The sequence below is a fragment of the Nonomuraea sp. NPDC001699 genome (assembly GCF_053596455.1).
The window spans coordinates 53,633-76,209 of sequence record NZ_JBSFGF010000017.1 but is presented as its reverse complement, the minus strand read 5'-3'; the positions used below and the strand labels follow the sequence as shown (position 1 = coordinate 76,209).

Here is a 22,577-nt window from a genome sequence, read left to right as displayed (position 1 = left end):
TCCAACACTCCTCAACAAAGGCCCGACCGTAGACTAGCGCCATGGAGGAGCTCCTGGATCCAGCGCTCGGCGAGGTCCGGGTGTTCCTGATGCACGACGACAACAAGCGGCGCAAGCTCAAGTACAACCTGGGCCATCGGCGGCTGCTCACCTTCGGCGGGGCGTACTCCCATCACATCAGGGCCGTGGCCCGGGCCGGGAGGCTGCACGGGATCGAGACGATCGGGGTGATCAGGGGCGAGGAGCACCTGCCGCTCAACCCCACGCTCGCCTTCGCCGTCTCCTGCGGGATGACGCTCACCTACCTCGACCGCGCCTCCTACCGGCTCAAGCACACGCCCGAGGTGCAGGCGCGGCTGCGGGAGCGCTGGGGGGACGTCACGATCCTGCCGGAGGGCGGCAGCAACGCGGCGGCCGTGCGCGGCTGCGCCGAGCTCCCGCCGGAGATCGGCGTCGACTACGACGTGGTCTGCTGCCCGGTCGGCACCGGCGGCACCCTCGCCGGCATCGCGGCCGGGCTGCCCGAGGGCAGGCGGGCGCTGGGCTTCGCGGTGCTCAAGGGGGCCGGCTTCCTGACGGACGAGGTGGCCCGGCTCCAGCGCGAGGCGTACGGCCGTACCTGGACGAACTGGTCGGTCAACCTCGACTACCACTTCGGCGGCTACGCCCGCTCGACCCCCGTCCTCGACCGGTTCGCCGCCGAGCACCGGGTCGAGGGCGTCTACGTGGCCAAGATGCTCTACGGCGTGCTCGACCTGGCCCGGCAGGGGGCCTTCGCGCCGGGCACCCGCGTCGTCGCCGTGCTGACCGGTCAGCCCTCGACGTCCGTGGCGGCGTGCGGGGCGCCGACCGGCTTCGACTCGGGCGAGCCGCGCTGACGCAGGTAGACCGACAGCACCACCATCGACAACACGGCCAGCAGCTCCGACTGCCAGTTCTGCAGGCTGCGGTTCCAGAACTCGGCGGAGGTCACGTACTGGCCCCACGAGACGGGGTCGCGCAGGTCGCCCAGCCGTCCGGCGTTGTAGGCCGCCTGGCCCGCCACCGACTGGGCCAGCCACGACAGCACGAAGATGGCGCCCATCACCAGGCCGAGCGAGTTGCTGAACAGCCACAGCCGGGCGCCGCGGGCCTTGGCCCAGGCGGGGGAGTAGCTGGTGGCGTGCGCGCCGACCTGCTGCTCCTCGTCCGACTCGGCCCCGGCGTCCTCCACCTTCTTGGACTCGGGGGAGCCCTTCTGCACGAGCCAGACGGTCAGCATGATGTACAGGAAGAACTGCAGGTACTCCGACTGCCAGTTCTCGGCCACGTCCACGGCGAAGTCGGAGGAGGTGACGTACTCGGCGAACGACACCGGGTCGCCGCCCTGAACCAGCTGCACGTCGTTGAACTGCAGCATGCCCGCCACCGCCTGGCCGCCGAGCGCCAGCAGGAACATGACCAGGAAGGCCAGCGACAGGGAGTTCTCCTTCAGCCACCTCACAACCGCGCCCACCCGATGGCGAAGAACCAGGCCAGCCCCGCCGCGATGATGAGCAGGGTCAGCGTGAACATCACCCGCATCAGTCCTCCACCTCGCATTCGTAGGGCAGGTCGCGCGCGGGCCGGCAGCCCGCGGCCTTCACCCGCCAGCCGTCGGCGAAGCGGTGGAGGAACACCGTGTCGCCGGCCAGCCGCACCTGGGCCTCCTTCCCCCACACGTTCACCTCGGTGACCCGGCCGCCGGGGCCCAGCTTGACGTCGCCCAGCGCCTGCGCGCAGGTCTGGCCGGGGTCGGGCAGCTTGTCGGCGGTGGTACGGGCCAGCAGCCCGCACGCGGCGTCCTCCTGGTGGGCCGCCACGGCCGCGTGGAACCGTTCGGCGGCCCGCGCGGGGGACGTCGTGTCCACGGCGCAGCCGGCGGCCGCCAGGAGGAGCGCCGGAACGACGAACGGGAATCTCATGAGCCACCCGCTACCCCCAGGGGCTCAGGGCATGCTGCCGGGCGCGCCGGCTAGCCGAGCTGGTCGAGCACCGGGGTGACCAGGGCGTTGAGCTCGCGGGCCAGCACGACCACGGCCCGGTGGGCCCGCTGCTCGACCTCGTCGTGCGGGCCCTCGGGCTCCGGCGGGAGGTCGTCGAGCGGCACGGGCGCCTCGACGAGCAGTGTGGCGCGCAGGAACGGGATGCGCGCCAGGTCCTGCTGGCTCGGCTCGACGTACTGGCCGAAGGTCTCCTGCCAGCCCAGCCAGCCGCGGTCGCGCCACCAGGCCCGCGACCTGGTCAGCTCCTCGGGGAGCGGCGAGGCGATCTGGACGCGGGCGTAGAGGGTGCCGTCCCAGGTGTTGCGGTGGCAGGTGGCCTCCAGGACGCGACGGTCCCAGCGCACGTAGCCGGGGGTGAGCGAGGGCGAGGTGGCCAGCCGCCAGGCCGCGCAGGCGAACCTGACCGGCGCGATGTCACCCCACTCGAACTCGTCGAGGTTCTTGCGCACGTGTACGGCGTAGCGCCCGTCACGGTCCCTGTCGAACTCCTGGTCGATCCAGAACGCCTTGCCCATGCCCCCTACGCTACGGCCCGGCGGGGCCGCCCGGCGGGGTACGGGAGATCTGGGTCTTGTCGGTAATTACGTGACCATATAAGCTCATCTGGTCAAACAATGGGAGGGCGAAGAATGGCCAGAGCGGGCAGGCCGCCGCAGGACCCCGCGCGGCACGCCGAGCGCGCCCACCGCATCCTCGACGCCGCCGCCGAGCTGATCCTGCGCTGGGGCTACGACAAGACCACCGTCGACGACGTGGCCAGGCGCGCCGGCGTCGCCAAGGGCACGATCTACCTGCACTGGAAGACGCGCGACGAGCTGTTCGCCGCGCTGCTGCGGCGCGAGCGGGTGCTCATGCTGGACCGGGTGCGCGAGGCCGCGCCCGCCACCCTCGGCGAGCTGTTCGGGAGGCTGGCCTCGGCGCTGCTGCACCGGCCGCTGCTGCACGCGGTCCTGCTCGACGACTCCGAGGTGCTCGGCAAGCTCACCCGGCTCAAGCGGCAGCGCCCGTCGATCGGCGGACTCGAACTCGGCGGCCCCTTCGACGCCTACCTGCGCGAGCTGGTCAAGCTGGGCGCCGTGCGCGAGGAGCCGGCCGAGCAGGTCATGGTGATCGGCTCGATCTTCTACGGCTTCATGTTCCTGCCCGGCGCGCGCCCGGAGTCCGAGCGGCTGCCCGACGACCGGGTCGCCGAGCTGCTGGCCGAGACCGTCGAACGCGCGGTGGGCACGGGACGCGCGCTGCCGCCCGCCGACGCCGCGGCCGTCGCGCGGGCCACGCTCGACCTCCTCGACGCCCTCGCCGACGTCGCCCGGCGCAAACTGGCGACATCCATGAGCCCTGCTAAGGAGCGCGTGCAGTGAAGGAAGTCATCCCCCTCGACGACGAAGCCGCCGCCGACCTCGACACCGCGGGCGGCAAGGGTGCCTCGCTGGCCCGGCTGGTCAGGGCGGGGCTGCCGGTGCCCGGCGGGTTCGTCGTCACGACCGGGGCGTACCGGTCGTTCGTGTCGGCGTTCGGCGACGAGATCGCCTCCTCCGGCGACCCCGGCGCGCTGTTCGCCGCGCACGAGATCCCGGCCGGCCTGGCCGCGCAGATCGAGGCCGCGCACGCCGCGCTCGGCGACGACGTCGCGGTGGCCGTGCGCTCGTCGGCCACCGCCGAGGACCTGCCCGAGCTGTCGTTCGCCGGGCAGCAGGACACCTTTCTCAACATCCGGGGCGACGGGCTGCTGGAGGCGGTCCGCCGCTGCTGGGCCTCGCTGTGGAACCCGCGCGCCGTCGCCTACCGCGAGCGCAACGGCGTCCCGCACGACGACGTGGCCCTGGCCGTGGTCGTCCAGGAGCTGGTGGACGCCGACGCGGCCGGGATCATGTTCACCGCCGACCCGGTCACCGGCGCGCGCGACGAGATCGTGGTCAACGCCTCCTGGGGGCTCGGTGAGGCCGTCGTCGGCGGGCAGGTCACGCCGGACACGATCACCCTGTCGGGCGGCCGGGTCACCGGGTCGCGGGTCGCCGACAAGACCGTCATGACCGTGCGCACCGCGAGCGGCACCCGTGAGGAGCCCGTGCCCGAGGAACTGCGCCGCCGACCCGTGCTCGACCCGCCGCAGGCGGTGGAGCTGGCCGCGCTCGGCGAGCGCGTCCAGGCCCTGTACGGCCTGCCCATGGACGTCGAGTGGGCCAGGCGCGACGGCACGTTCGCGATCCTTCAGGCCCGCCCGATCACCGGCCTGAAACCGCAGGTCGAGGAGTGGAACGACAGCCTCAAGGGCGACTACCTGTGGACCGCGGGCAACCTGGGCGAGGCCATCCCCGACGTGATGACCCCGGCGACCTGGTCCTTCGTCCGGCTGTTCATCCACGAGGCCATGTCGGCCTCGGCGCTGCCCGGCTTCGACCTGGTGGGCAACATCGGCGGCCGGTTCTACATGAACCTCAGCGTCGTCCACTCCATCGCCGCCGCCCTGGGCATGCGGAGCAGGCTGGGCGCGGTCGAGCAGGTCTTCGGCAAGCTGCCGCCCGGCCTGGAGATGCCCCTGGTGGGCCTGTCCCGCTGGGAGATCATCAGGCGCGTCCTGCCGATGGCCGTGAACCTCCAGCGGCGGGTGCGCCGGAACCTCAAGGAGATGCCGGCCTTCCTCGCCGCCTCCCGGCGGCGCTGCGAGGAACTGCGCGAACGCGTCGCCGCCACCTCCTCCGGCCCCGAACTGGCCGACCTGTGGACGGCCGAGATCAAGCCCCACGTGGTCACCTCCAGCCGCATGCTGGAGGCCGCCGGCCGCCAGGGCGGCGCCACGCTCGTCTGGACCCGCGACCGGCTGCGCAGGCTGATGGGCGAGGTGGACGCCGAGGCCATGCTCACCGGCGTGAACGCCGACGGCGAGCTGGCCAGCCTCGGGCCCGTCCTGGGCCTGGGCAGGCTGGCCAGGGGCGAGATCAGCAGGGAGGAGTTCGCGCTGGCCTACGGGCACCGCGGGCCGCACGAGTTCGAGGTCTCCCGGCCCCGGCCCGGCGAGGACCCGGCCTGGATCGACGCCCAGCTCACCGGCCTGCGCGACCTGCGGGCCGGCACCGAGGCGCTGCTCGCCCGCCAGGAGAAGGCCAGGCAGGAGGCGTGGGCGAGGTTCGCCGCCCGCCACCCGGGCAAGGAGGCCAAGATGCGCGCCCGGGTACGGCGGTGGAACGCGGTCGTCCGCGACCGGGAGAACGCCCGCTCGGAGAACATGCGGGCCTTCTGGGTGCTGCGGGCGTTCGTGGTGCGTGCCGGCGAGCTGACCGGTCACGGCGACGACCTGTTCCACCTCTACCTGGAGGAGATCCTCGACGTGCTGCGCGGAGACCCCTCTGCCTTGGAACGGGTGCCGGTACGGCGGGCGACCCACGACCTGTACGCCGCGCTGCCGCCGTACCCGACGGTGATCGTCGGCCGGTTCGACCCCGTCCGGTGGGCCGCCGACCCCGGCCGCCGGGCCGACGTGTACGACGCCCGCGGCTTCGACGTCCCGGTCAGCGACACCGTGACCGGGTTCCCCGGCGCGCCCGGCGTGGTCGAGGGCGTGGCCAGGGTCATCGCCGGCCCGGAGGACGGCGACCGGCTCAAGTCCGGCGAGATCCTGGTGACGACCCTGACGAACGTCGGCTGGACCCCCATGTTCCCGCGCGCCGCCGCCGTCGTGACCGACATGGGCGCGCCGCTGTCGCACGCCTCGATCGTCGCCCGCGAGCTGGGCATCCCGGCCGTGGTCGGCACCGGCAACGCCACCATGCGGCTGCGCGACGGCGACCGCGTCCGCGTGGACGGCGAGCGCGGCACGGTCGAGTTGCTGCGCTGAAAGGGTTGCCGCGGTGAAAGGGTCGCCGCGGTGAAAAGACTGCGCCAAGTCGGCCGCCCGCCGGCGGCCGGTGTGTTCTCTGGATGACCATGATCGAACAGTGGATCCTCGACGACGAGCGCGAGCTCGAAGCACGCTGCGCCCGCTTCCGCCTCGCCCTGCTGGGCCCCGACCGCGACGGCCCGCAGCCCGACCTGCAGAAGGAGCCCCGGCACCCGGATGACACCACCTGACCAGCCGTACACGTGGGACGACGTGCCCGGCGTCCTCGTCCGGGAGGTCGAGCGGCGGCTCGGCCGGGCGGCGGCGGGCTTCCAGGAGCGGCACGGCGGCTTCACCGGCGGCGTGCGCGGCGTGCTCACCCTGACCGGCGGCGGCCGGGTGTTCGTCAAGGCCGTGCCCGCCGCCTCCGGGCACTCGGCCGACTACCGGGCGGAGGCGGTGGTCGCCGCCGCCCTGCCGCCGGGCGTGCCCGCGCCCCGGTTCCTGTTCTCGTGCGAGGAGGCGGGCTGGGTCCTGCTCTGCTCGCGGGTCGCACCCGGCAGGGTCCCGCACGAACCCTGGCACGACGACGAGCTGGCCGCCGCGCTCGGCCTGCTCACGGCGTGCGCCCGCGAGCTGACCCCGTCCCCGCTGGGCGGCCTGCCCACACTGGCCGGGCGCATGTCGGGCCGCTGCGAGCTGTGGAACACCCTCGACCCCGCCCGCCTGGTGGACTGGGGCCGCGCCTGCACCGGCCCGGCCTGGGCCGACCTGGTCTGCCTGCTGCTTCAGTCGGACCTCGGACCTCGGACCGCGCGACCCCGAGCGCGTGCTCACCGCGCACCCGCTCGGCCGCCGGGCGCCCGCCGGCCAGGTGGACGCCCTCCTCGTCGCCCTGCTCGGCTACTGGACGCGCGCGGCCACCCTGGCCGCGCCTAAGCCGCTGCGCGACCGGCGCGAACGCTCCCGCCGCGCCACCCTCGCCTGGCTGCGCGCCCGCTGGGCCTGACCGGTCAGCCACCGACGTGGATGCCGGGCCGCCGCTGCGGGTCGGTCTCGATCTTGCGGATGATCTCGCGGACGACCGGGGCGGTGTCGCCGCGCCCCAGGATGAGGTAGCGCAGCAGGTGGACCATCGGCGAGCCCTCGGCCCACTCGAAGTAGCAGTGGGGGCGCACCCCGGTGGCGTCGCGCAGCGCGAGCAGGACGGCCGCGATGGCGTTGGGCGCGGCCGGGCTCTCCGCGCGCAGCACGCGGTGGCCGTCGACCTCGACGCCGCGCACCCGCAGCACGTCGCTGAAGCTGGAGGGGTCGATGACGTCGATCTCCAGGAACAGCACGTCGGCCCGGCCCGGCACCGGGTTCATCGAACGCTGCTCGCTCTCCTTGGCCAGGTACTCGGCCGCGTCGCCGGGGCCGCGCCGGTTGGCGATGATGTTGAGCGCGCCGTCGTAGTCGAGTGAGTCGGTGACGAACCGGCGCGCCACCTCGTCGAACTCGATCCGGTCGGCCCGCAGCTCGGTCGTGCGCGACACCCGCGAGATCAGTGAGATCGCGACGATGCCGAGGATGAAGAACGCCGAGATGGTGATGCCGTCGGGCTTCTCCCTGATGTTCTCCACCAGCGCGTAGAGCAGCACCAGCGTCAGCACGGTGAACCCGATGGCGGCCGGGGTCTGGCGGCGCCGGACGGCCGAGATGGTCACCGCGACCGCGCCGGAGACCATCATGGCCAGGATGCCGGTGGCGTACGCGCCGGCCTGCGCGTCGACGTCGGCGTTGAAGACCAGGGTGAGCAGGACGCAGATGGCCGTGTAGACCAGCACGACGGGCCGCACGGCCCTGCCCCACTCGGGCGCCATGCCGTACGAGGGCAGGTAGCGCGGCACGATGTTGATCAGGCCCGCCATGGCCGAGGCGCCGGCGAACCAGAGGATGAGGATGGTGCTGATGTCGTAGACCGTGCCGAAGCCCTCGCCGAGGCGCTCGTGCGCCAGGTACGCCAGCGCCCTGCCGTTGGCCTGCCCGCCGGGCGCGAACTGGTCGGCCGGGATGAGCACGGTGGTGACGAAGCTGGTGGCGATCAGGTAGACGCTCATGATGAGCGCGGCCACGGTCAGCAGCTTGCGGGTGTTGGCGATGCGCGAGCGCAGCCGCTGCTCGGGGTTGTCGCCCTGGGCCGCCACGAGGGGCATCATGCTGACGCCCGTCTCGAACCCGGACAGGCCCAGCACCAGCAGCGGGAAGGCCAGCACGGCCGGGCCGAGCAGCCCGGTGAAGCCGCCGCGCCCGGTCAGCAGCGCGTCCGTCCAGCGGGACAGCGACTCGGGCTCGGCCGCCACGTCGGCGAACCCGACGGCGACGACGACCGCGTTGAGCAGCAGGAACAGCGCCACCAGCGGGATCGCGACGCCGACCGCCTCGGTGAAGCCCATCAGGAACACCCCGCCGAGCACCAGCAGCAGCACCACGGTGATGATCACCGCGTGCCCGTGCAGGAAGCTCGGGAAGTACGGGTTCTCCAGCACGTGCACCGAGGCGTCGGCGGCCGACAGCGTGATCGTGATGATCCACGACGTGGCCACGAACCCCAGCAGGACCAGCACGAACAGCTTGCCCCGCCAGAACGGCAGCAGGCGTTCGAGCATGGCGACCGACCCCTGCCCGTTCGGGCTCTCCTTGGCCACCCGCCGGTACATCGGCAGCATGCCCAGCAGCGTCAGCCCCACGATGAGGAGGGTGGCCAGCGGCGACAGCGCGCCGGCGGCCAGCGCGGCGATGCCGGGCAGGTAGGCGAGGGTGGAGAAGTAGTCGACGCCGGTCAGGCACATGACCTTCCACCAGGGCTGCGGCTCGCCGTGCCCCTCGGCGGACTCCGGACCGACGGGCTGAACCTGGTGCCGCAGCAGCCACCGCGCCAGACCGCTCGAAGGCGGCCCGGTACGGCCCGCGCTCTCGACCGACTCGGGTACGGCCAGCCCACCGGTACCGCTCACCGGAACTTCCTCTCAAGGGACACCGCCAAACGAACGTCCCCACACTAGGGGGTCGGCCTCCGCGAGCGCGCGCCGCGGCCCCCGCCCTAGGAGCTGTTCACCGTTCGGATCAGATGGCCGAGCGTGAGCGGCGGTGCCGGCGGCAGCGGTTCGGCGTGCCCGGCGCCGAAGGACTGCAGCAGGTACGCCACCAACCGCCGCGACGCCGCCTCCACCCCCTCCCCCGCACCGGCGATGAGGCCGCAGTTGGCCCTGAACAGCAGCACCAGGTCCGCGACGTCGAAGTCGGCCCGCAGCCGGCCCGCGGCCTTGGCCCGCCGTGCCATCTCGGCGAAGCCCCGCTCGGCCCGCAACCGCGTGCGCTCGTAGTCGATCGCGTCCGGGAACGCGGTGAGGAAGGCGTCGGTGAACCCCCGGTCGGCGACCTGCATCGCGCACACCTTCTCGATCGCCCCGCGGAACCCCCGCCACGGATCCGGGTCGGCCAGAGCGTCGTCCACGACTGACGCGCACGCCGCCAGCTCGTCCGCGAACACCTCCGTGATCAGGGACTCGCGGGACGGGAACCGCCGGTAGAGGGTGGCCACCCCGACCCCGGCACGCCGGGCGATGGCCACCATCGGCGCGTCCAGACCGCGCGCGGCGAACGTCTCCCGCGCCGCGCCGAGGATGCGCGCCCGGTTGTGCCGCGCGTCCGCCCGCAGGTCCCTGGCCGACGCCAACTGAGAGGGATGATCAGCCATATTTCTCACATTAACGTAAGTGGAGGGGGCCGTCCGGTTAGCGAGCTAGCGTCGTCCGTATGGAGACGAATCAGATGCGCGCGGCCCTGTTCGACCGGTACGGGCCGCCGGAGGAGCTGTACGTGGGCACGGTGCCGAAGCCGGTCCCCGCCCCCGGACAGGTGCTGGTGCGGGTGCACGCCGTCAGCGTGAACGGCGGCGAGGTGCACGGCCGGACCGGCCGGCTGCGCCTGGTGACCGGGCTGATGCGGCGGGGCTTCCCGAAACGGGTCGGGATCGACCTCACCGGCGAGATCGTCGCCCTCGGCCCCGGGGTGACCGGCCCGAAGGCAGGCGACCGGGTGTGGGGCGCGCTGGGACGCACGTTCGGGAGCGCCGCCGAGTACGTGGCGATCCGCCCCCGCCGTCTGTCCCCGGCCCCGGCGGGACTCGACCTGGTGACGGCCGCGGCGCTCCCGGTGGGCACGACGGCCATCACGGCGCTGCGCGACCTGGCCGCGCTCAGGCCGGGCGAACGCCTGCTCGTCCGGGGTGGCAGCGGCGGCGTGGGCGTCGTCGCGGTACAGCTCGGCCGGGCGCTCGGCGCCCACGTCACCGCCCTCGCCGGGGCGCGCGGCCTCGACCTCGTCCGCGACCTCGGCGCGCACGAGGCGTACGACTACGCCGCCGTCGCCCCGGCGGACCTGGGCAGGTTCGACGTGATCCTGGACACCGCCGGCACCGAGCACGCCGCCTTCCGCCGCCTGCTGACGCCGTCCGGCCGGATGGTGGCGATCGCCTTCGACCAGCGCAGGATCGCGGCGTCCCTGGCGTACATCGCCGCCTCGGCCGTTCACGGGCGGCGGCGGGTGCGCTTCTTCAGCGGCAACCCCACCACCCGGCTCTTCACCGACCTCACCCGGTACGTGGACAGCGGCGCCATCCGCCCGGTCGTGGACACGGTCTTCCCCTTCGACGACATCGCCCGGGCACACCGGACCCTGGAGCAGGGCGGCGTACGCGGCAAGGTCGTCGTACGGATCGCCTGAGAACGGTACGACACGCCGAACGTCCACCACGGCACCGCCGTCGCAGGACGGCTAGAAGCGGCTAGAAGCCGTCGTCGCGGGAGTCCGCCGGGAGGGCGGTGACGCCCGGACCACCCGGCACGGGCCCGGGCACCCGCTCGGCCGGGTCAGGCGCGGGGCCCGCCGCCCGCTCGGCCGGGTCCGGCGCGGGCATCGGCTGCGCGAGCACCAGCGTCAGGTCGTCGCGCAGGTCGCCGGCGTGCTCGTCGAGCAGGTCGAGCAGGTTGGGCAGCGCGTGGTCCAGGCCCGGCGCGGCCAGGGCGTGCCGGACCTGCCGGTCGAGCGGGAAGTGCACGCCGTCGGCGTCCCTGGCCTCGCTCAGGCCGTCGGTGTAGAGCAGCAGCCGCTGGGAGGGGCCGAGACCGGCGCGCCGCATCCGCGGCTCGGGGCCCAGGCCCAGCGGCGGCGAGGGCTCGGGCGGCTCCAGGGCCTCCAGGCGGTGGCCGATGCGCAGGGGCGCCGGATGGCCGCAGTTGACCAGCCGCACCTCGCCGGGCACGAACTCGGCCAGCAGGACGGTCACGAAGTCCTCCTCGCCCAGGTGCGGCGCGAGGTCGGTGTCGAGCGCCGCGGCCAGTGCCACCAGGTCGGGCACGACGGGCGCGTGCCGGCGGAAGGCGGCCAGCACGACGGCGCTGAGCCGGACGGCCTCCATGCCCTTGCCCTTGACGTCGCCGACGATCAGCCGCACGCCCGTGGGCGTGACCAGCGCGTCGTGCAGGTCGCCGCCGATCAGCGCCTGGTCGGTGGCCGAACGGGTGTGGACGGCCAGGCTCATGCCGCCCAGCCGGGGCGGCAGCGGCCGGACGATCGCCTGCTGGGCGAGCTCGGCGATCTGGCGGACCCGGGCGAGCTCGCGCTCCTGGCCGCGCTGCATCCGGAAGCTCACGTACATCCACCCGGCCGCGGCGGCGAGGACGAGCAGACCCGTCAGAGGGTCGAAACCGCCGCCCCGGAAGGTGACGAACAGCGCGACAACCACTTCGACCAGCAGGAACAGCAGGAACCAGCCTCGCTGTGAACGCATGGTATGTCTCCGGTTATCGGCTTCTTCTTTCCGGACGCGGCGAACAGGGTGAGTAGCTACTTTCTCACTTTTAGTCACGCAGTGCATCAGGTTCCGGCAAGCTGCTTTCACAACTTCATCCGATAGGTGGCGATCACGATGGCAGGTAAGTGGCAGGCAGGCAACCTTCCAGCGGAACTCACGAGCCTGATCGGCCGCGGCGACGAGCTGGAGCAGGTGCGGAGGGCGTGCCGGCGTTCGCGGCTGGTGACGCTGACCGGGGTGGGCGGCGTGGGCAAGACCCGCCTGGCCCTGCGTGCCGCCGCAGACCTGCGGGCCGACTTCGCCGGCGGCTCCTGGCTGGTCGAGCTGTCGCCCCTGGACGACGGCACCCTGCTGCCGCACGCCATCGCCGAGGCACTCCGGGTCACCGACCAGACCACCAGGCCCATGGCCGAGGTGCTGGCCGAGCACCTGTTCGGCCGCGAGCTGCTGCTCGTGCTCGACACCTGCGAGCACCTGGTCGGGGCCTGCGCGGCGACCGTCGAGGCGCTGCTCGCCGCGGTGCCGGGGCTGCACGTCCTGGCCACCAGCCGCCGTCCGCTGGAGATGGACCCCGAGCTGGTGATCGTGGTCGAGCCGCTGCCGGTGCCGGCGGCGGGCGCCACCGCGCTGCTCGGCCAGGACGCCGTGACCCTGCTCGTCGAGCGCGCCGCGGAGACGATGCCGACCTTCGAGGTCACCGACACCAACCGGGACGACGTCGTCCGGCTGTGCCGCAGGCTCGAAGGCATCCCGCTGGCGATCGAGCTGGCCGCCGCCCGGCTGCGCGACCTGCCCCTGGGCCACCTGGCCGACCGGCTGGAGGACCGCTTCGCCACGCTGGAGGACGACCTCGCGCTCGTCCAGGAGGCCGACCCGCCCTGGCATCAGGCGCTGCGCACCGCCGTCGGGTGGAGCCACGAGCTGTGCGAGCCGGCCGAGCGTCTGCTGTGGGCGCGGGTGTCGGTGTTCTCCGGGGACTTCGACGCCGAGGCGGCCCGCCGGGTGTGCGCCGACGAGCGCCTTCCCGAGGGCGACATCGGGCTGCTGCTCGACGCCCTGGCCGACGAGTCGATCCTGACCTGGCTGCCGACCGGCTCGGGGGAGCGCTACCGCATGCTCGACACGCTGCGCGAGTACGGCGCCGGCTGGCTGCGCGGCCTGGGCGAGGAGGAGGAGCTGCGCCGCCGGCACCGCGCCCACTACCAGGACCTGGCGGTACGCGGCGCGGCCGGCTGGCTCGGCTCCGCGCAGCCGTCGTGGTACGACCGGATGGTCGGCGAGCACGACAACCTGCGCGCCGCGCTGGAGAGCGCGCTCGGCGAGCGGGACGGCGCCGCCGCCCTCGACCTGGCCGGCACGCTGGCCTTCTTCTGGTACGGCTGCGGCTACGCCAAGGAGGGCCGCCACTACCTCGGCCAGGCCCTGGCCCTCGATCCGGCGCCTCACCAGGCTCCCGGCGGGGTGCGCGCCCGCGCCCTGTGGGCCGACGGCCTGCTCGCCGCCACCCAGGGGGACGCCGCCGCCGTCGAGGCGCGGGCCGGGGAGTGCGAGGCCGCCGCGGACCCCGACGACGCCTTCGCCGCGCTGTGCGTCAAGGCGCTGCGCTCGTCGGCCGGCGTGATCCGGGGCGACCTGGAGCAGGCCATGGCGGAGTCGGAGCCGGCGTACGCGATGCGCTGGAGCGACGAGGACCTGACGATCGCTGGGCTGCTGGCGTTGATGTGCCGGGCGGTCGCGCACACCGTCGGCGGCCGGATCGAGGAGGCGATCGCGGTGCTGGAGGACCTGCGGGCCCTGTGCGACCGCTGCGGCGAGCAGGCCATGCGCTCCCACGGCGACCTGCTGCGCGGCCAGGCAGAGCTGGCCCGCGGACGGGTGGGGGCGGCCGTCGCCTACGGGCAGGCCGCGCTGCGCACCAAGCGGCGGCTGCACGACGACTTCGGGATCGGGCTGACCGTCGACCTGCTGGCGCTCGGCGCGGGCGCGGCGGGCCGGGCGGAGCGCGCGGCCCGGCTGCTCGGGCTGGCGCAGCGGATCTGGAGCACCCACGGGCAGGCGCAGGCCAGCGTCCCGGCCTGGGTGGCGGCCCGGCAGGAGTGCGAGCGGCAGGCGCGCGAGGCCCTGGGCGACGACGCGTACGAGTCGGCGTTCCGCGCCGGGTACGACGGCGAGGTCGACGCCGGGATCGGGTACGCGCTCGAACCCGAGGAGGAGGGGCTGCCGAACGTGTGAGACCGCCGGCCTCGGGGCTCCGACGTGGCGGAGGAGGCAGATGTTGCCCGCCTGACGGTGACAGCCTCACCTCTTGGCTGTATCGGCGTTACCACGGAGAGTAGGGAGACATCCGTACATGGGAGGCTGCATTGGACATCCGTCCACTTTCGTTCCCGGTTCCCGGCGAGCGGACGTCCGAGACGATCCGCCGCCTGCGGGACGAGCACGGCCCCGTCCTGCCCGTCCTGCTGCCCGGGGAGGTGAACGGCTGGCTGGTGACCTCCTACGAGGCGACGGACGAGGTGCTGGCCAACGACGACACGCTCTACAGCAAGAACGCCAAGAACTTCACCGGGCTGCATGACGGCACGGTTCCCGCCGACTGGCCGCTGCGCCAGGTCATCCAGGGCGACCACCTGCTGACCAAGGACGGCGCCGACCACCGGCGGCTGCGCAGCCTCGTCAACCGGGCCTTCACGCCGGCCCGGGTGGCCGCGCTCGTGCCGCGCGTCCAGGAGATGACCGACGAGCTGCTCGACCGTCTGGCCGAGCGGGACGGCGAGGTCGATCTCGTGCACGCCTTCAGCGAGCCGCTGCCCGTCGCGGTGATCTGCGAGCTGTTCGGCGTCCCCGGGGAGGAGCGGGCGCAGATCCGCGAGTGGACCGGGGTGATGTTGTCGCACGCCGCCACCCCTGACGAGGTGAACGCGGCGGCCGGGTCGCTGCTCGGCTACCTGGGGGCCTTCATCGCGCGCCGCCGCGGCGAGCCGGGCGACGACCTGACCACCGGCCTCATCCGCGCCAACGAGGACGACGGCGACCGGCTGTCCGACAACGAGCTGCTGTGGATCCTGTGGGTCGTGCTCGTCGCCGGTCACGAGACGACCGTGCACCTGATCGCCAAGGCGGTCGTGGCCCTGTGCGCCGACCCCGTCCAGCTCGACCGCGCCCGTACGGAGGACGCGTGGGAGCAGGTGGTCGAGGAGGCGCTGCGCAGCCGCAACTCGGTCGTCGGCCTGGTGTTCCGCTACGCGCTCAAGGACGTCACGGTCGCCGGGACGACCATCCGGGCGGGTGAGCCCATCGTCGTCGGGCTCACCGGCGCGGGCACCGACCCGGCCCGCTACGGCCCGGACGCCGGCAGCTTCGACCTGGGCAGGGCCAAGGACGGGCACCTGGGCTTCGGCCGGGGCCCGCACTTCTGCCTGGGGGCGCCGCTGGCCCGGCTGGAGGCCAGGATCGCGCTGTCGTCGTTGTTCACCAGGTTCCCCGGGCTGCGGCTGGCCGTCCCGCCGGAGGAGATCTCCTACACGGCGTCGATCATCACCGAGGGGCCGCTGGCGGTTCCCGTACTGTTGCGCTGATTCTGCCTGTCAAACCGGCTTTCCATGATCCGGAATAGGGTCTGAGCGGCCGGGCTCAGGGGCATCGTCCGAGGACATCGCCCTGGCCCGGCCGCTTCTGTCGTTCTCGCCGAGGTGTGGCGCTCCTGGGTGAGTTCGTCCCTGCCTCTTGACACGTTCTCCACCCCAATGGTCTTCTAGCGCAAGTCCGGAATGACATTCCTTATAGCGGAACGCAACAGGACGGATCTCAATGGAACACACGCATTCGACCGCCGGCCCGCTCTCGTGAGGGCTCTCGTCTTCACCGCGCCCGGCGTCGTGGAGCCGCAGGACGTGCCCGAACCCGTGGCCGGGCCGGACGAGGTGCTGGTGCACGTGGTCGTCTCCGGCATCTGCGGCAGCGAGCTGCACGGAGTGAGGACCCCCGGGTTCCGGGTGCCGCCGCTGGTCATGGGGCACGAGTTCGCCGGGCGCACCGACGACGGGCGGCCGGTGACGGTCAACCCGATCCTGTCGTGCGGCGCCTGCGACGTGTGCCTGATCGGCCGGCCCAACGTGTGCAGGAAGCGGCAGATCATCGGCGTGCACCGGCCGGGCGCCTTCGCCGAGCGCGTCGCGGTGCCGGCCGCCGCCGTGGTGCCGCTGCCCGACGGGCTCGGGTGGAGCGCGGCGGGCGTGGTGGAGCCGGCCGCGAACGCCGTGCACGCCTGGGGGCTGGCCGGACGGCCGGCCGGGGCGCGCGTGGGCGTGATCGGGGCCGGGGCCATCGGGGTGACCTGTCTGCTGGCCGCCCTGTCCGGCGGCGCGGCCAGTGTGGAGGTGGCCGACCGCTCGCCCGAGCGGCTGACCGTGGCCGCCGGGCTCGGCGGCGTGGCGGCCGGCGCCGAGCTCACCGGCGAGTACGACGTCGTCTTCGACGCGGTCGGCGCCGCCTCGACCCACGAGCAGTCCCTGTCCCGGCTGCGCCCCGGCGGCGTGGCCGTCTGGCTGGGCCTGGCCGACCACGTGGCCGGCTACGACGCCGCCGACCTGGTACGCGGCGAGAAGCGCGTGCTGGGTTCGTTCGCCTACGACGCGGCCGACTTCGCCGCGGCCGTGGACCTGGTCGCCGGCTGGGACCTGAGCTGGGTCCGGACCTTCCCCCTCGAAGAGGGCGCCGAGGTCTTCACCCGGCTGATGAACGGCCAGGCCACCCCTGTCAAAGCTCTGCTGACCCCGGAATCGAGGTAACCCATGGCCCGCATCGTCCTGGTGGGCGCCGGCAGCATCACGTTCGCCAAGAACCTGCTCTCTGACATCCTGACATTTCCAGAACTGTCCGAGTCCACGATCGTGCTCCACGACATCGACCAGGCCCGGCTCGACACCGCCGAGGCGATGGCCCGCTGGATGGTGACCGAGCTGGGCATCGGCGCCAGGATCGAGGCGTACGCCGACCGCAGGGCCGCCGTCGAGGGCGCCGACTACGTGATCAACGAGATCGCCGTGGGCGGCCTGGAAGCGGTCAGGCGCGACCTGGAGATACCCGCCGCGTACGGCGTGCGCCAGACGATCGGCGACACCCTGGGCATCGGCGGCATCTTCCGCGCCCTGCGCACGATCCCCGTCATGGTCGGCATCGGCGACGACCTGGCCGAGCTGGCCCCCGACTCGGTGCTGTTCACCTACACCAACCCGATGTCGATGATCCCGTGGTCGGTCTACGCCGGCACCCCGTTCAAGAACGTCGTCGGCGTCTGCCACGCCGCCCGCGACACCCAGAGGACGCTGGCCGCCATGGTCGGCGTACCGGAGGAGGAGATCTCCTTCCTCACCGCGGGCGTCAACCACCAGGCGTTCGTGCTGCGCTTCGAGCACAACGGCGAGAACCTCTACCGGCGGCTCGACGACCTGATCGACCAGGACCCCGAGCTGCGGCGGCGGGTGCGCGTGGAGGTCTACCGCAACTTCGGCTACTTCCCGACCGAGTCCTCCGAGCACGGCTCGGAGTACCTGCCGTGGTTCCTGCCGCACGCTGAGGAGGTCGAGCGGTACCGCATCCCGATCAACGTCTACCTGGAGTGGCTGGCCGACGGGTACGAGGAGTACGAGCAGTACAAGGGCTCGCTGGCGGCCGGCCACGGCGTGCCGATCGAGCGCGGCGAGGAGCTGGCCTCGCTGGCCATCCACTCGATGGAGACCGGCACCCGCAGGATGATCCACGGCAACGTGCGCAACGGCGGCCTGATCGCCAACCTGCCGCCCGAGGCCACCGTCGAGGTGCCCTGCCACGTCGACCGGTCCGGCGTGCAGCCGGTGCTCGTCGGCGAGCTGCCCGCCCAGGTCGCCGCGCTCAACCGGGCCTTCCTCAGCGTCGGCGAGCTGACCGTCAAGGCGGCCCTGGAGGGGCGGCGCGACCACGTCTACCAGGCCGCGCTGCTCGACCCCAACACCGCGGCCACCCTCCCGGTCCGCAAGGTCCGCGAGCTGGTGGACGCCCTCATCGAGGCCCACGGCGAGCTGCTGCCCGAAGGCATCAGGAAGTGACCATGTGCGATGCCGGCCTGCCGTTGTCCCGCTACCGGCCGGTGTCCCAGCTGCGGGTGGCCGTCCACGAGGTGGACCGTGCCCGGCTGCCCGTCGTGGACGCCCACATCCACCTCGGACGCTGGCTGACCGAGAACGGCGGCTGGATGGTCGAGGACGTCCCCGCCCTGATCGGCATGATGGACGAGCTGAACCTGCGCGGCCTGGTCAACCTCGACGGCCGCTGGGGCCGGGAGCTGGCCGAGAACATCGAACGCTACGACGCCGCCCATCCGGGCCGCTTCGCCACGTTCTGCCACGTCGACTGGTCCGAGACCGCCGTACCGGGGTTCGGCGAGCGGCTGGCCGCGCAGCTGCGCCGCTCGGTGGCCGAGGGCGCGGCCGGGCTGAAGGTGTGGAAGGACGTCGGCCTGCGGGTGCGCGACCACAAGGGCGAGCTGGTCATGCTCGACGACCCCCGGCTGGACCCGCTGTGGGCCGCCGTGGGGGAGGCGGGCGTCCCGATCGCCCTGCACACCGCCGACCCGGTCGCCTTCTTCGAGCCCATGGACGAGCGCAACGAACGCCTCGAACTGCTGGCCGCCCGGCCCGACTGGAACTTCTCCGGGCCCGGGTTCCCCTCGTTCGAGCGGCTCATGGAGGCCATGGAGTCGATGGTCGCCCGCCATCCGGCCACGACCGTGATCGGGGTGCACGCCGGATGCTGGCCGGAGAACCTCGGGTTCGCCGGGCGGATGCTGGACGCGTACCCGAACTTCCACATCGACATCGCGGCGCGCGTCGCCGAGCTGGGGCGTCAGCCGCGCGCCACGCGGGCGCTGATGCTCCGCCACCCCGGACGGGTGCTGTTCGGCACCGACGAGATCCCGCCGCACCGGGACGTCTACCGCATCCACTTCCGGTTCATGGAGACCGACGACGAGGCGTTCGCCCACTCCCTCGACGACCCGCCGCTGATGGGCCGGTGGACGATCTCCGGGCTCGACCTGCCCGACGACGTCCTGGAGCCGGTGTACGCGCGCAACGCGCTGCGGCTCGTGCCGAGGCTGGCATGACGGCGGTCCCGGCGGCCAACACCCAGGTGAACGCGCTCTTCAGTGACCGGCCCGGCCGCCTCAGGCCGCCGGGGGCGGTGCCTCCTCGTCGAGTGCGACGTCCAGGGCGGCCAGGCGGGCGGGGTCGGAGACGATGTCGATCTCGGTGATGCGCTCGCCGTCCGTCGTGACCCGCAGCACCAGGAACAGCCTGCCGCCGCGCAGGACGCCGATGCCCGGCGTGCCGTCGATGAGCACGAGGTCGGCGAAACGCGCGCCGCCGGCGTCGGTGAGCGTGCCCTGCGCCACCGGACGGGCCCCGCGCCGCTCGCCGCCCGAGCCCGGCAGGTCCGACCGGTGCAGCACGTCGGGGTCGAGCACCGCGAGCAGGGCGTTCAGGTCGCCGGCGCGGGCCGCGGCGAGGAAGGCGGCCACGAGCCTGCGCTGCCTGGCGTGGTCGGGGGCGGGCAGCACGGGCGTGCCGTGCACCCGCTGCCGCGCCCGGCTGGCCAGCTTCTTGGCCGTGGCGGGCGTGCGCGCGACGATCTCCGCGATCTCCCCGAACGGCACCGCGAACAGGTCGTGCAGCACGAACGCGACCCGCTCGGCCGGGCTCAGCGTGTCCAGGACCACGAGCAGGGCGAGCCCGACCGAGTCGGCCAGCACCGCCGCGTCGGCCGGATCGCCGTCATGGACGCTCACCTGGTCGAACCGCTCCGCCTCGACGAGGTGCTCGTCCCTGCGCCCGCGGGCGCGCAACATGTCGAGGCAGACCCGGCCGACGATCGTGGTCAGCCAGCCGGGCACGTTCGCGACCCCGTCCGTGCCGGCGCGGGCGGCGCGCAGCCAGGTCTCCTGCACGGCGTCGTCGGCCTCGTCGGCCGAGCCGAGCATGCGGTGCGCCACCGCGCGCAGATGGTTCCTGGTCAGGTCGAAGTGCTCGGCCAGGTGGGTTTGCGCGTTCATCGGTCACCTTTCGTCGCGCCGGGTCGTCATACAGGCGGCTGGGCGACGACGGGGGGCGACCATGGCGGAATCCTAAGGCCCGTCCGGGGGTGGTGAAGGCCCGCGGGCATGTCCTGGGGACGATCGTGCTTCTTCTGATCGGCGGTCACCTTTTCCGGGCCCCCGTCGTCAAGGTGGTGAGTCTTCATGAAGGAGTGACCGAATGACGTACGACAACCTGCGCACCGTGGTCGACGGGCGGGTGTGGCTGCCCGGCGACGAGGGCTTCGAGGAGGCCGCCAGGGCGTGGAACCTGACGGTGGCCCAGCCGGTGGCCGCCGTGGTCGAGGCGGCCGACGCCGGCGACGTGGCCGCCCTGGTCCGCCATGCGCGCCAGGAGGGGCTGACCGTCTCCGCGCAGCCGCGCGGGCACGGCGCCAGCGGCGTCTGCGAAGGCGTGATCCTGCTGCGCACCAACCGGCTGGACGAGTTGGAGATCCACCCGGGCGAGCGGCGCGCCCGCGCCGGCGCGGGCGTGAACTGGGGCGCCGTGCAGGCCGAGGCGGGCAGGCACGGCCTGACCGGGCTCGCCGGCAGCAACCCCACCGTGACGGTCACCGGCTACACCCTCGGCGGCGGCCTGGGCTGGTTCGCCCGCAGGTACGGCTGGGCGGCCGACAGCGTGCGCGCCTTCGACGTCGTGGACGCCGAGGGCAGGCCCGCGCGGGTGACCGAGGAGAGCGACCCCGACCTGTTCTGGGCGCTGCGGGGTGGCGGCGGCGACTTCGCGCTGGTCACCGCCGTCGAGTTCGACCTGTACGCCGAACGCGCCCTGTACGGCGGCCGTCTCATGTGGCCCGGCCAGAAGGAGGCCGAGGTGTTCGCGGCCTTCCGGGAGCTGACCGCCGACGCGCCGCCCGAGTTGTCGCTGTGGCTGAACCGGGTGCAGTTCCCCAAGGCGCCCCCGATGGTGACCGTGGACCTGGCCCACCTGGGCGTGGCGGCCGAGGCCGAGGACCTGCTGGGCCGCCTGGCCAAGATCGACGGCGTGCTGGCCGACACGCGGGCCGCCATGGCCACGGCCGACCTCGGCACGATCACCGCCGAGCCGACCGACCCGGCGCCCGCGCTGTCCCGTACGGAGCTGCTGACCGGGCTGGACGACGACACCGTGGAGATCCTGACGGCCGAGCCGGTCGAGCCGCTGATCAGCATGCAGATCAGGCACCTGGGCGGCGCGCTGACCCGGCCGGGAGGCGGCGCCGGGGGAGCGCTGGCCGAGCCGTACCTGCTCTACCTGCTCGGGCCCGGCGCCACCCCCCAGCTCACCCAGGCCGTACGGGCCAAGCAGGACGCGATCGCCGCCGCCCTGGGGGACCGGGTCAGCGGGCGCAAGCCGTACACGTTCCTGGCGCCGGGCGAGCGGGCGGCGCAGGCGTTCACCGAGCCCGCGCTCGCCCGGCTGCGCGAGATCAAGCGCTCGCGCGACCCGCACGGCGTGTTCCGCGCCAACTACCCGGTCCTGGACTGATCACCAGTTCGCGGGCAGCCCCGGCGTCGTGGCGGGCAGGGCGTGGCCGGGCGGGCGGATGACGTAGGCGACGCCGCCGCTGCTCGAACTGCGCAGCCACACGTTCTCGAAGGCGGCGCGGGGATAGACGTGGCGGACGGCGTCGTTGCCGGACGAGGCCGGGTCGTTCGCGATCACGTCGCCCGTCGCGGTGAAGCCGACGACCACCATGAGGTGGCCGTCGGTGCCGTACCCGGCGCCGGGCAGCTCGCCCTTCTTGAACGACTGCGAGGTGATCACGGGGATGCCCGCCTTGATCAGCCGTTCCAGCTCGGTCAGGGTGCGCAGGCGGGTGACGAAGCCGTCCAGGCCGTACCGGCCGGCGTAGGCGGTGTTGAACGGCCAGTTGCCCGCGCCCTGGTAGGCGTGGTCGTAGGTGTAGCGGGCCGCGTGGTCCACCTCGGGGTTCGGGTCGGACGGGTCCACCCAGGAGGTGTCCTGCGCGCTCGGCCACTTGTCCCAGTAGCCGAGCACCATCGTGGTCGAGGTCGGGCTGCACCACGCCTCGCCGCCGCCGTCCCATTCGGGGTAGTGGCCGGCGTGCACGTTCTGGGAGCGGCGCGGCACGTTCAGCTCGACGCCCCACGCGCCGCCGCCCGGGCTGACCGGGACGGTCTTGCGGTCCGGCACGTTCGAGGCCATCGCGCCGAGCGTGCGCACCCGGGGCGTCACGGTCGAGCCCGGCGTCCGGTACAGGGTCAGGCGCAGCTGGTACGCCGACAGCTGCCGCCCGGCCGCCGCCACCAGCGTGTCCACGGCGACGGACGCGTCCGCGTCGCCCTGGCCGGCCACGGAGGTGCGCAGGATGTCGCCCTCGGCGTAGGACCAGCGGCCCAGGACGTACCACTTGGTCAGGCCGGCGGTGTTCCTGGCCCTGGCCTCGACCTGCACCCAGCTGCCCTGGGGCACGTCGGCGGTCCAGGAGGCGATCAGCTCGGTGGCGGGGAAGCCGACCGTGCGCTCGGGGCCGGTCCAGCGGGCGTACTCCCAGCTCTTGGTGCCCAGGGCGTCGGTGTAGGAGGTGGTGCCGGCGGCCGCGGCGAACGACAGCCCGTCCCCGGCGGACGTGCCCTCGCCGGCGCCCGCGGCGAAGTCGGCCCGCTGGTAGACGACGTCGGGGACGAGCGGCCCCGGCTTCTGCTCGGCGGCGGCGGTGGCGACGGCGGCGGCGGCGGGAGGTTGGAGGGTGGTGGCCAGCAGGAGTCCGGACAGGAACACAGTCAGCACGCGCATGAACCCACCTT

General features: G+C 73.3%; 20 protein-coding genes. 12 read left to right on the top strand and 8 right to left on the bottom strand.

What is annotated here, in order from left to right; translation table 11 throughout:
* Positions 1–41 precede the first annotated feature (41 nt).
* Complete coding sequence (locus ACWCSU_RS37120) at positions 42–878, top strand: 1-aminocyclopropane-1-carboxylate deaminase/D-cysteine desulfhydrase (protein ID WP_357693889.1); 837 nt, start codon at positions 42–44, stop codon at positions 876–878.
* Here the strand turns inward: ACWCSU_RS37120 and ACWCSU_RS37115 are convergent.
* The 3 genes from ACWCSU_RS37115 to ACWCSU_RS37105 all read right to left on the bottom strand — a co-directional run bounded on the left by ACWCSU_RS37115 (position 812) and on the right by ACWCSU_RS37105 (position 2,539).
* Positions 812–1,483 carry a DUF6766 family protein gene (locus ACWCSU_RS37115; protein WP_449941444.1) on the bottom strand — a complete coding sequence of 224 codons (672 nt, stop codon included), beginning with the start codon at positions 1,481–1,483 and terminating at the stop codon, positions 812–814. The genes ACWCSU_RS37120 and ACWCSU_RS37115 overlap by 67 nt on opposite strands.
* A 79-nt stretch (positions 1,484–1,562) precedes the next feature.
* On the bottom strand, positions 1,563–1,943 hold the full coding sequence (locus ACWCSU_RS37110) for a hypothetical protein (RefSeq protein WP_449941443.1): 381 nt from the start codon (positions 1,941–1,943) through the stop codon (positions 1,563–1,565).
* A 50-nt stretch (positions 1,944–1,993) separates the two neighbouring features.
* Positions 1,994–2,539, bottom strand: a complete 546-nt coding sequence (locus ACWCSU_RS37105; protein WP_357693883.1) for a hypothetical protein — start codon at positions 2,537–2,539, stop codon at positions 1,994–1,996.
* Positions 2,540–2,653: 114 nt separating this feature from the next.
* On the opposite strand from ACWCSU_RS37105, the gene ACWCSU_RS37100 reads away from it, so the two are divergent.
* The 4 genes from ACWCSU_RS37100 (at position 2,654) to ACWCSU_RS37085 (ending at position 6,780) form a co-directional block, all read left to right on the top strand.
* Complete coding sequence (locus ACWCSU_RS37100; RefSeq protein ID WP_449941441.1) at positions 2,654–3,385, top strand: TetR/AcrR family transcriptional regulator; 732 nt, start codon at positions 2,654–2,656, stop codon at positions 3,383–3,385.
* Positions 3,382–5,859 (top strand): PEP/pyruvate-binding domain-containing protein, encoded by a 2,478-nt coding sequence (locus ACWCSU_RS37095; protein WP_449941438.1) that lies wholly within the window; start codon positions 3,382–3,384, stop codon positions 5,857–5,859. The genes ACWCSU_RS37100 and ACWCSU_RS37095 overlap by 4 nt, the downstream gene beginning before the upstream one ends.
* 83 nt (positions 5,860–5,942) lie before the next feature.
* The gene (locus ACWCSU_RS37090) at positions 5,943–6,092 is read left to right on the top strand and encodes a hypothetical protein (RefSeq protein ID WP_357693877.1); all 150 of its coding nucleotides are present in this window, start codon (positions 5,943–5,945) and stop codon (positions 6,090–6,092) included.
* Positions 6,079–6,780 (top strand): hypothetical protein, encoded by a 702-nt coding sequence (locus tag ACWCSU_RS37085; protein ID WP_449941435.1) that lies wholly within the window; start codon positions 6,079–6,081, stop codon positions 6,778–6,780. The genes ACWCSU_RS37090 and ACWCSU_RS37085 overlap by 14 nt, the downstream gene beginning before the upstream one ends.
* Before the next feature lie 74 nt (positions 6,781–6,854).
* On the opposite strand, the gene ACWCSU_RS37080 is transcribed toward ACWCSU_RS37085, so the two are convergent.
* Positions 6,855–8,837, bottom strand: coding sequence for an amino acid transporter (locus tag ACWCSU_RS37080; RefSeq protein ID WP_449941433.1), 1,983 nt, complete (start codon positions 8,835–8,837; stop codon positions 6,855–6,857).
* An 86-nt stretch (positions 8,838–8,923) separates the two neighbouring features.
* Positions 8,924–9,580 (bottom strand): TetR/AcrR family transcriptional regulator, encoded by a 657-nt coding sequence (locus ACWCSU_RS37075; RefSeq protein WP_449941430.1) that lies wholly within the window; start codon positions 9,578–9,580, stop codon positions 8,924–8,926.
* A gap of 59 nt (positions 9,581–9,639) precedes the next feature.
* On the opposite strand from ACWCSU_RS37075, the gene ACWCSU_RS37070 reads away from it, so the two are divergent.
* A complete protein-coding gene (locus ACWCSU_RS37070; RefSeq protein WP_449941428.1) occupies positions 9,640–10,608 on the top strand; it encodes an NAD(P)-dependent alcohol dehydrogenase in 969 nt (322 codons plus the stop codon).
* Positions 10,609–10,669: 61 nt separating this feature from the next.
* On the opposite strand, the gene ACWCSU_RS37065 is transcribed toward ACWCSU_RS37070, so the two are convergent.
* Complete coding sequence (locus ACWCSU_RS37065) at positions 10,670–11,674, bottom strand: PP2C family protein-serine/threonine phosphatase (protein WP_449941426.1); 1,005 nt, start codon at positions 11,672–11,674, stop codon at positions 10,670–10,672.
* A 138-nt stretch (positions 11,675–11,812) separates the two neighbouring features.
* On the opposite strand from ACWCSU_RS37065, the gene ACWCSU_RS37060 reads away from it, so the two are divergent.
* From ACWCSU_RS37060 to ACWCSU_RS37040, 5 genes are all read left to right on the top strand, one after another.
* Complete coding sequence (locus ACWCSU_RS37060; protein WP_449941424.1) at positions 11,813–13,930, top strand: ATP-binding protein; 2,118 nt, start codon at positions 11,813–11,815, stop codon at positions 13,928–13,930.
* A gap of 131 nt (positions 13,931–14,061) precedes the next feature.
* On the top strand, positions 14,062–15,276 hold the full coding sequence (locus ACWCSU_RS37055) for a cytochrome P450 family protein (RefSeq protein ID WP_449941422.1): 1,215 nt from the start codon (positions 14,062–14,064) through the stop codon (positions 15,274–15,276).
* 267 nt (positions 15,277–15,543) lie between these two features.
* Positions 15,544–16,488 (top strand): alcohol dehydrogenase catalytic domain-containing protein, encoded by a 945-nt coding sequence (locus ACWCSU_RS37050; protein WP_449941419.1) that lies wholly within the window; start codon positions 15,544–15,546, stop codon positions 16,486–16,488.
* A gap of 3 nt (positions 16,489–16,491) precedes the next feature.
* Positions 16,492–17,784 (top strand): alpha-galactosidase, encoded by a 1,293-nt coding sequence (gene melA, locus ACWCSU_RS37045; protein WP_449941417.1) that lies wholly within the window; start codon positions 16,492–16,494, stop codon positions 17,782–17,784.
* A 2-nt stretch (positions 17,785–17,786) separates the two neighbouring features.
* On the top strand, positions 17,787–18,839 hold the full coding sequence (locus ACWCSU_RS37040) for an amidohydrolase family protein (protein WP_449941415.1): 1,053 nt from the start codon (positions 17,787–17,789) through the stop codon (positions 18,837–18,839).
* 60 nt (positions 18,840–18,899) lie between these two features.
* Here ACWCSU_RS37040 and ACWCSU_RS37035 read toward each other — a convergent pair whose 3' ends face one another.
* Entirely contained in the window at positions 18,900–19,784 is an 885-nt protein-coding gene (locus ACWCSU_RS37035; RefSeq protein ID WP_449941413.1) for a sigma-70 family RNA polymerase sigma factor, read from the bottom strand.
* A 202-nt stretch (positions 19,785–19,986) separates the two neighbouring features.
* Here ACWCSU_RS37035 and ACWCSU_RS37030 point away from each other — a divergent pair, with 202 nt between their 5' ends.
* On the top strand, positions 19,987–21,294 hold the full coding sequence (locus tag ACWCSU_RS37030; RefSeq protein ID WP_449941411.1) for an FAD-binding oxidoreductase: 1,308 nt from the start codon (positions 19,987–19,989) through the stop codon (positions 21,292–21,294).
* Here the strand turns inward: ACWCSU_RS37030 and ACWCSU_RS37025 are convergent, their stop codons facing one another.
* Positions 21,295–22,566 carry a C39 family peptidase gene (locus tag ACWCSU_RS37025; protein WP_449941409.1) on the bottom strand — a complete coding sequence of 424 codons (1,272 nt, stop codon included), beginning with the start codon at positions 22,564–22,566 and terminating at the stop codon, positions 21,295–21,297.
* Positions 22,567–22,577: the final 11 nt, after the last annotated feature.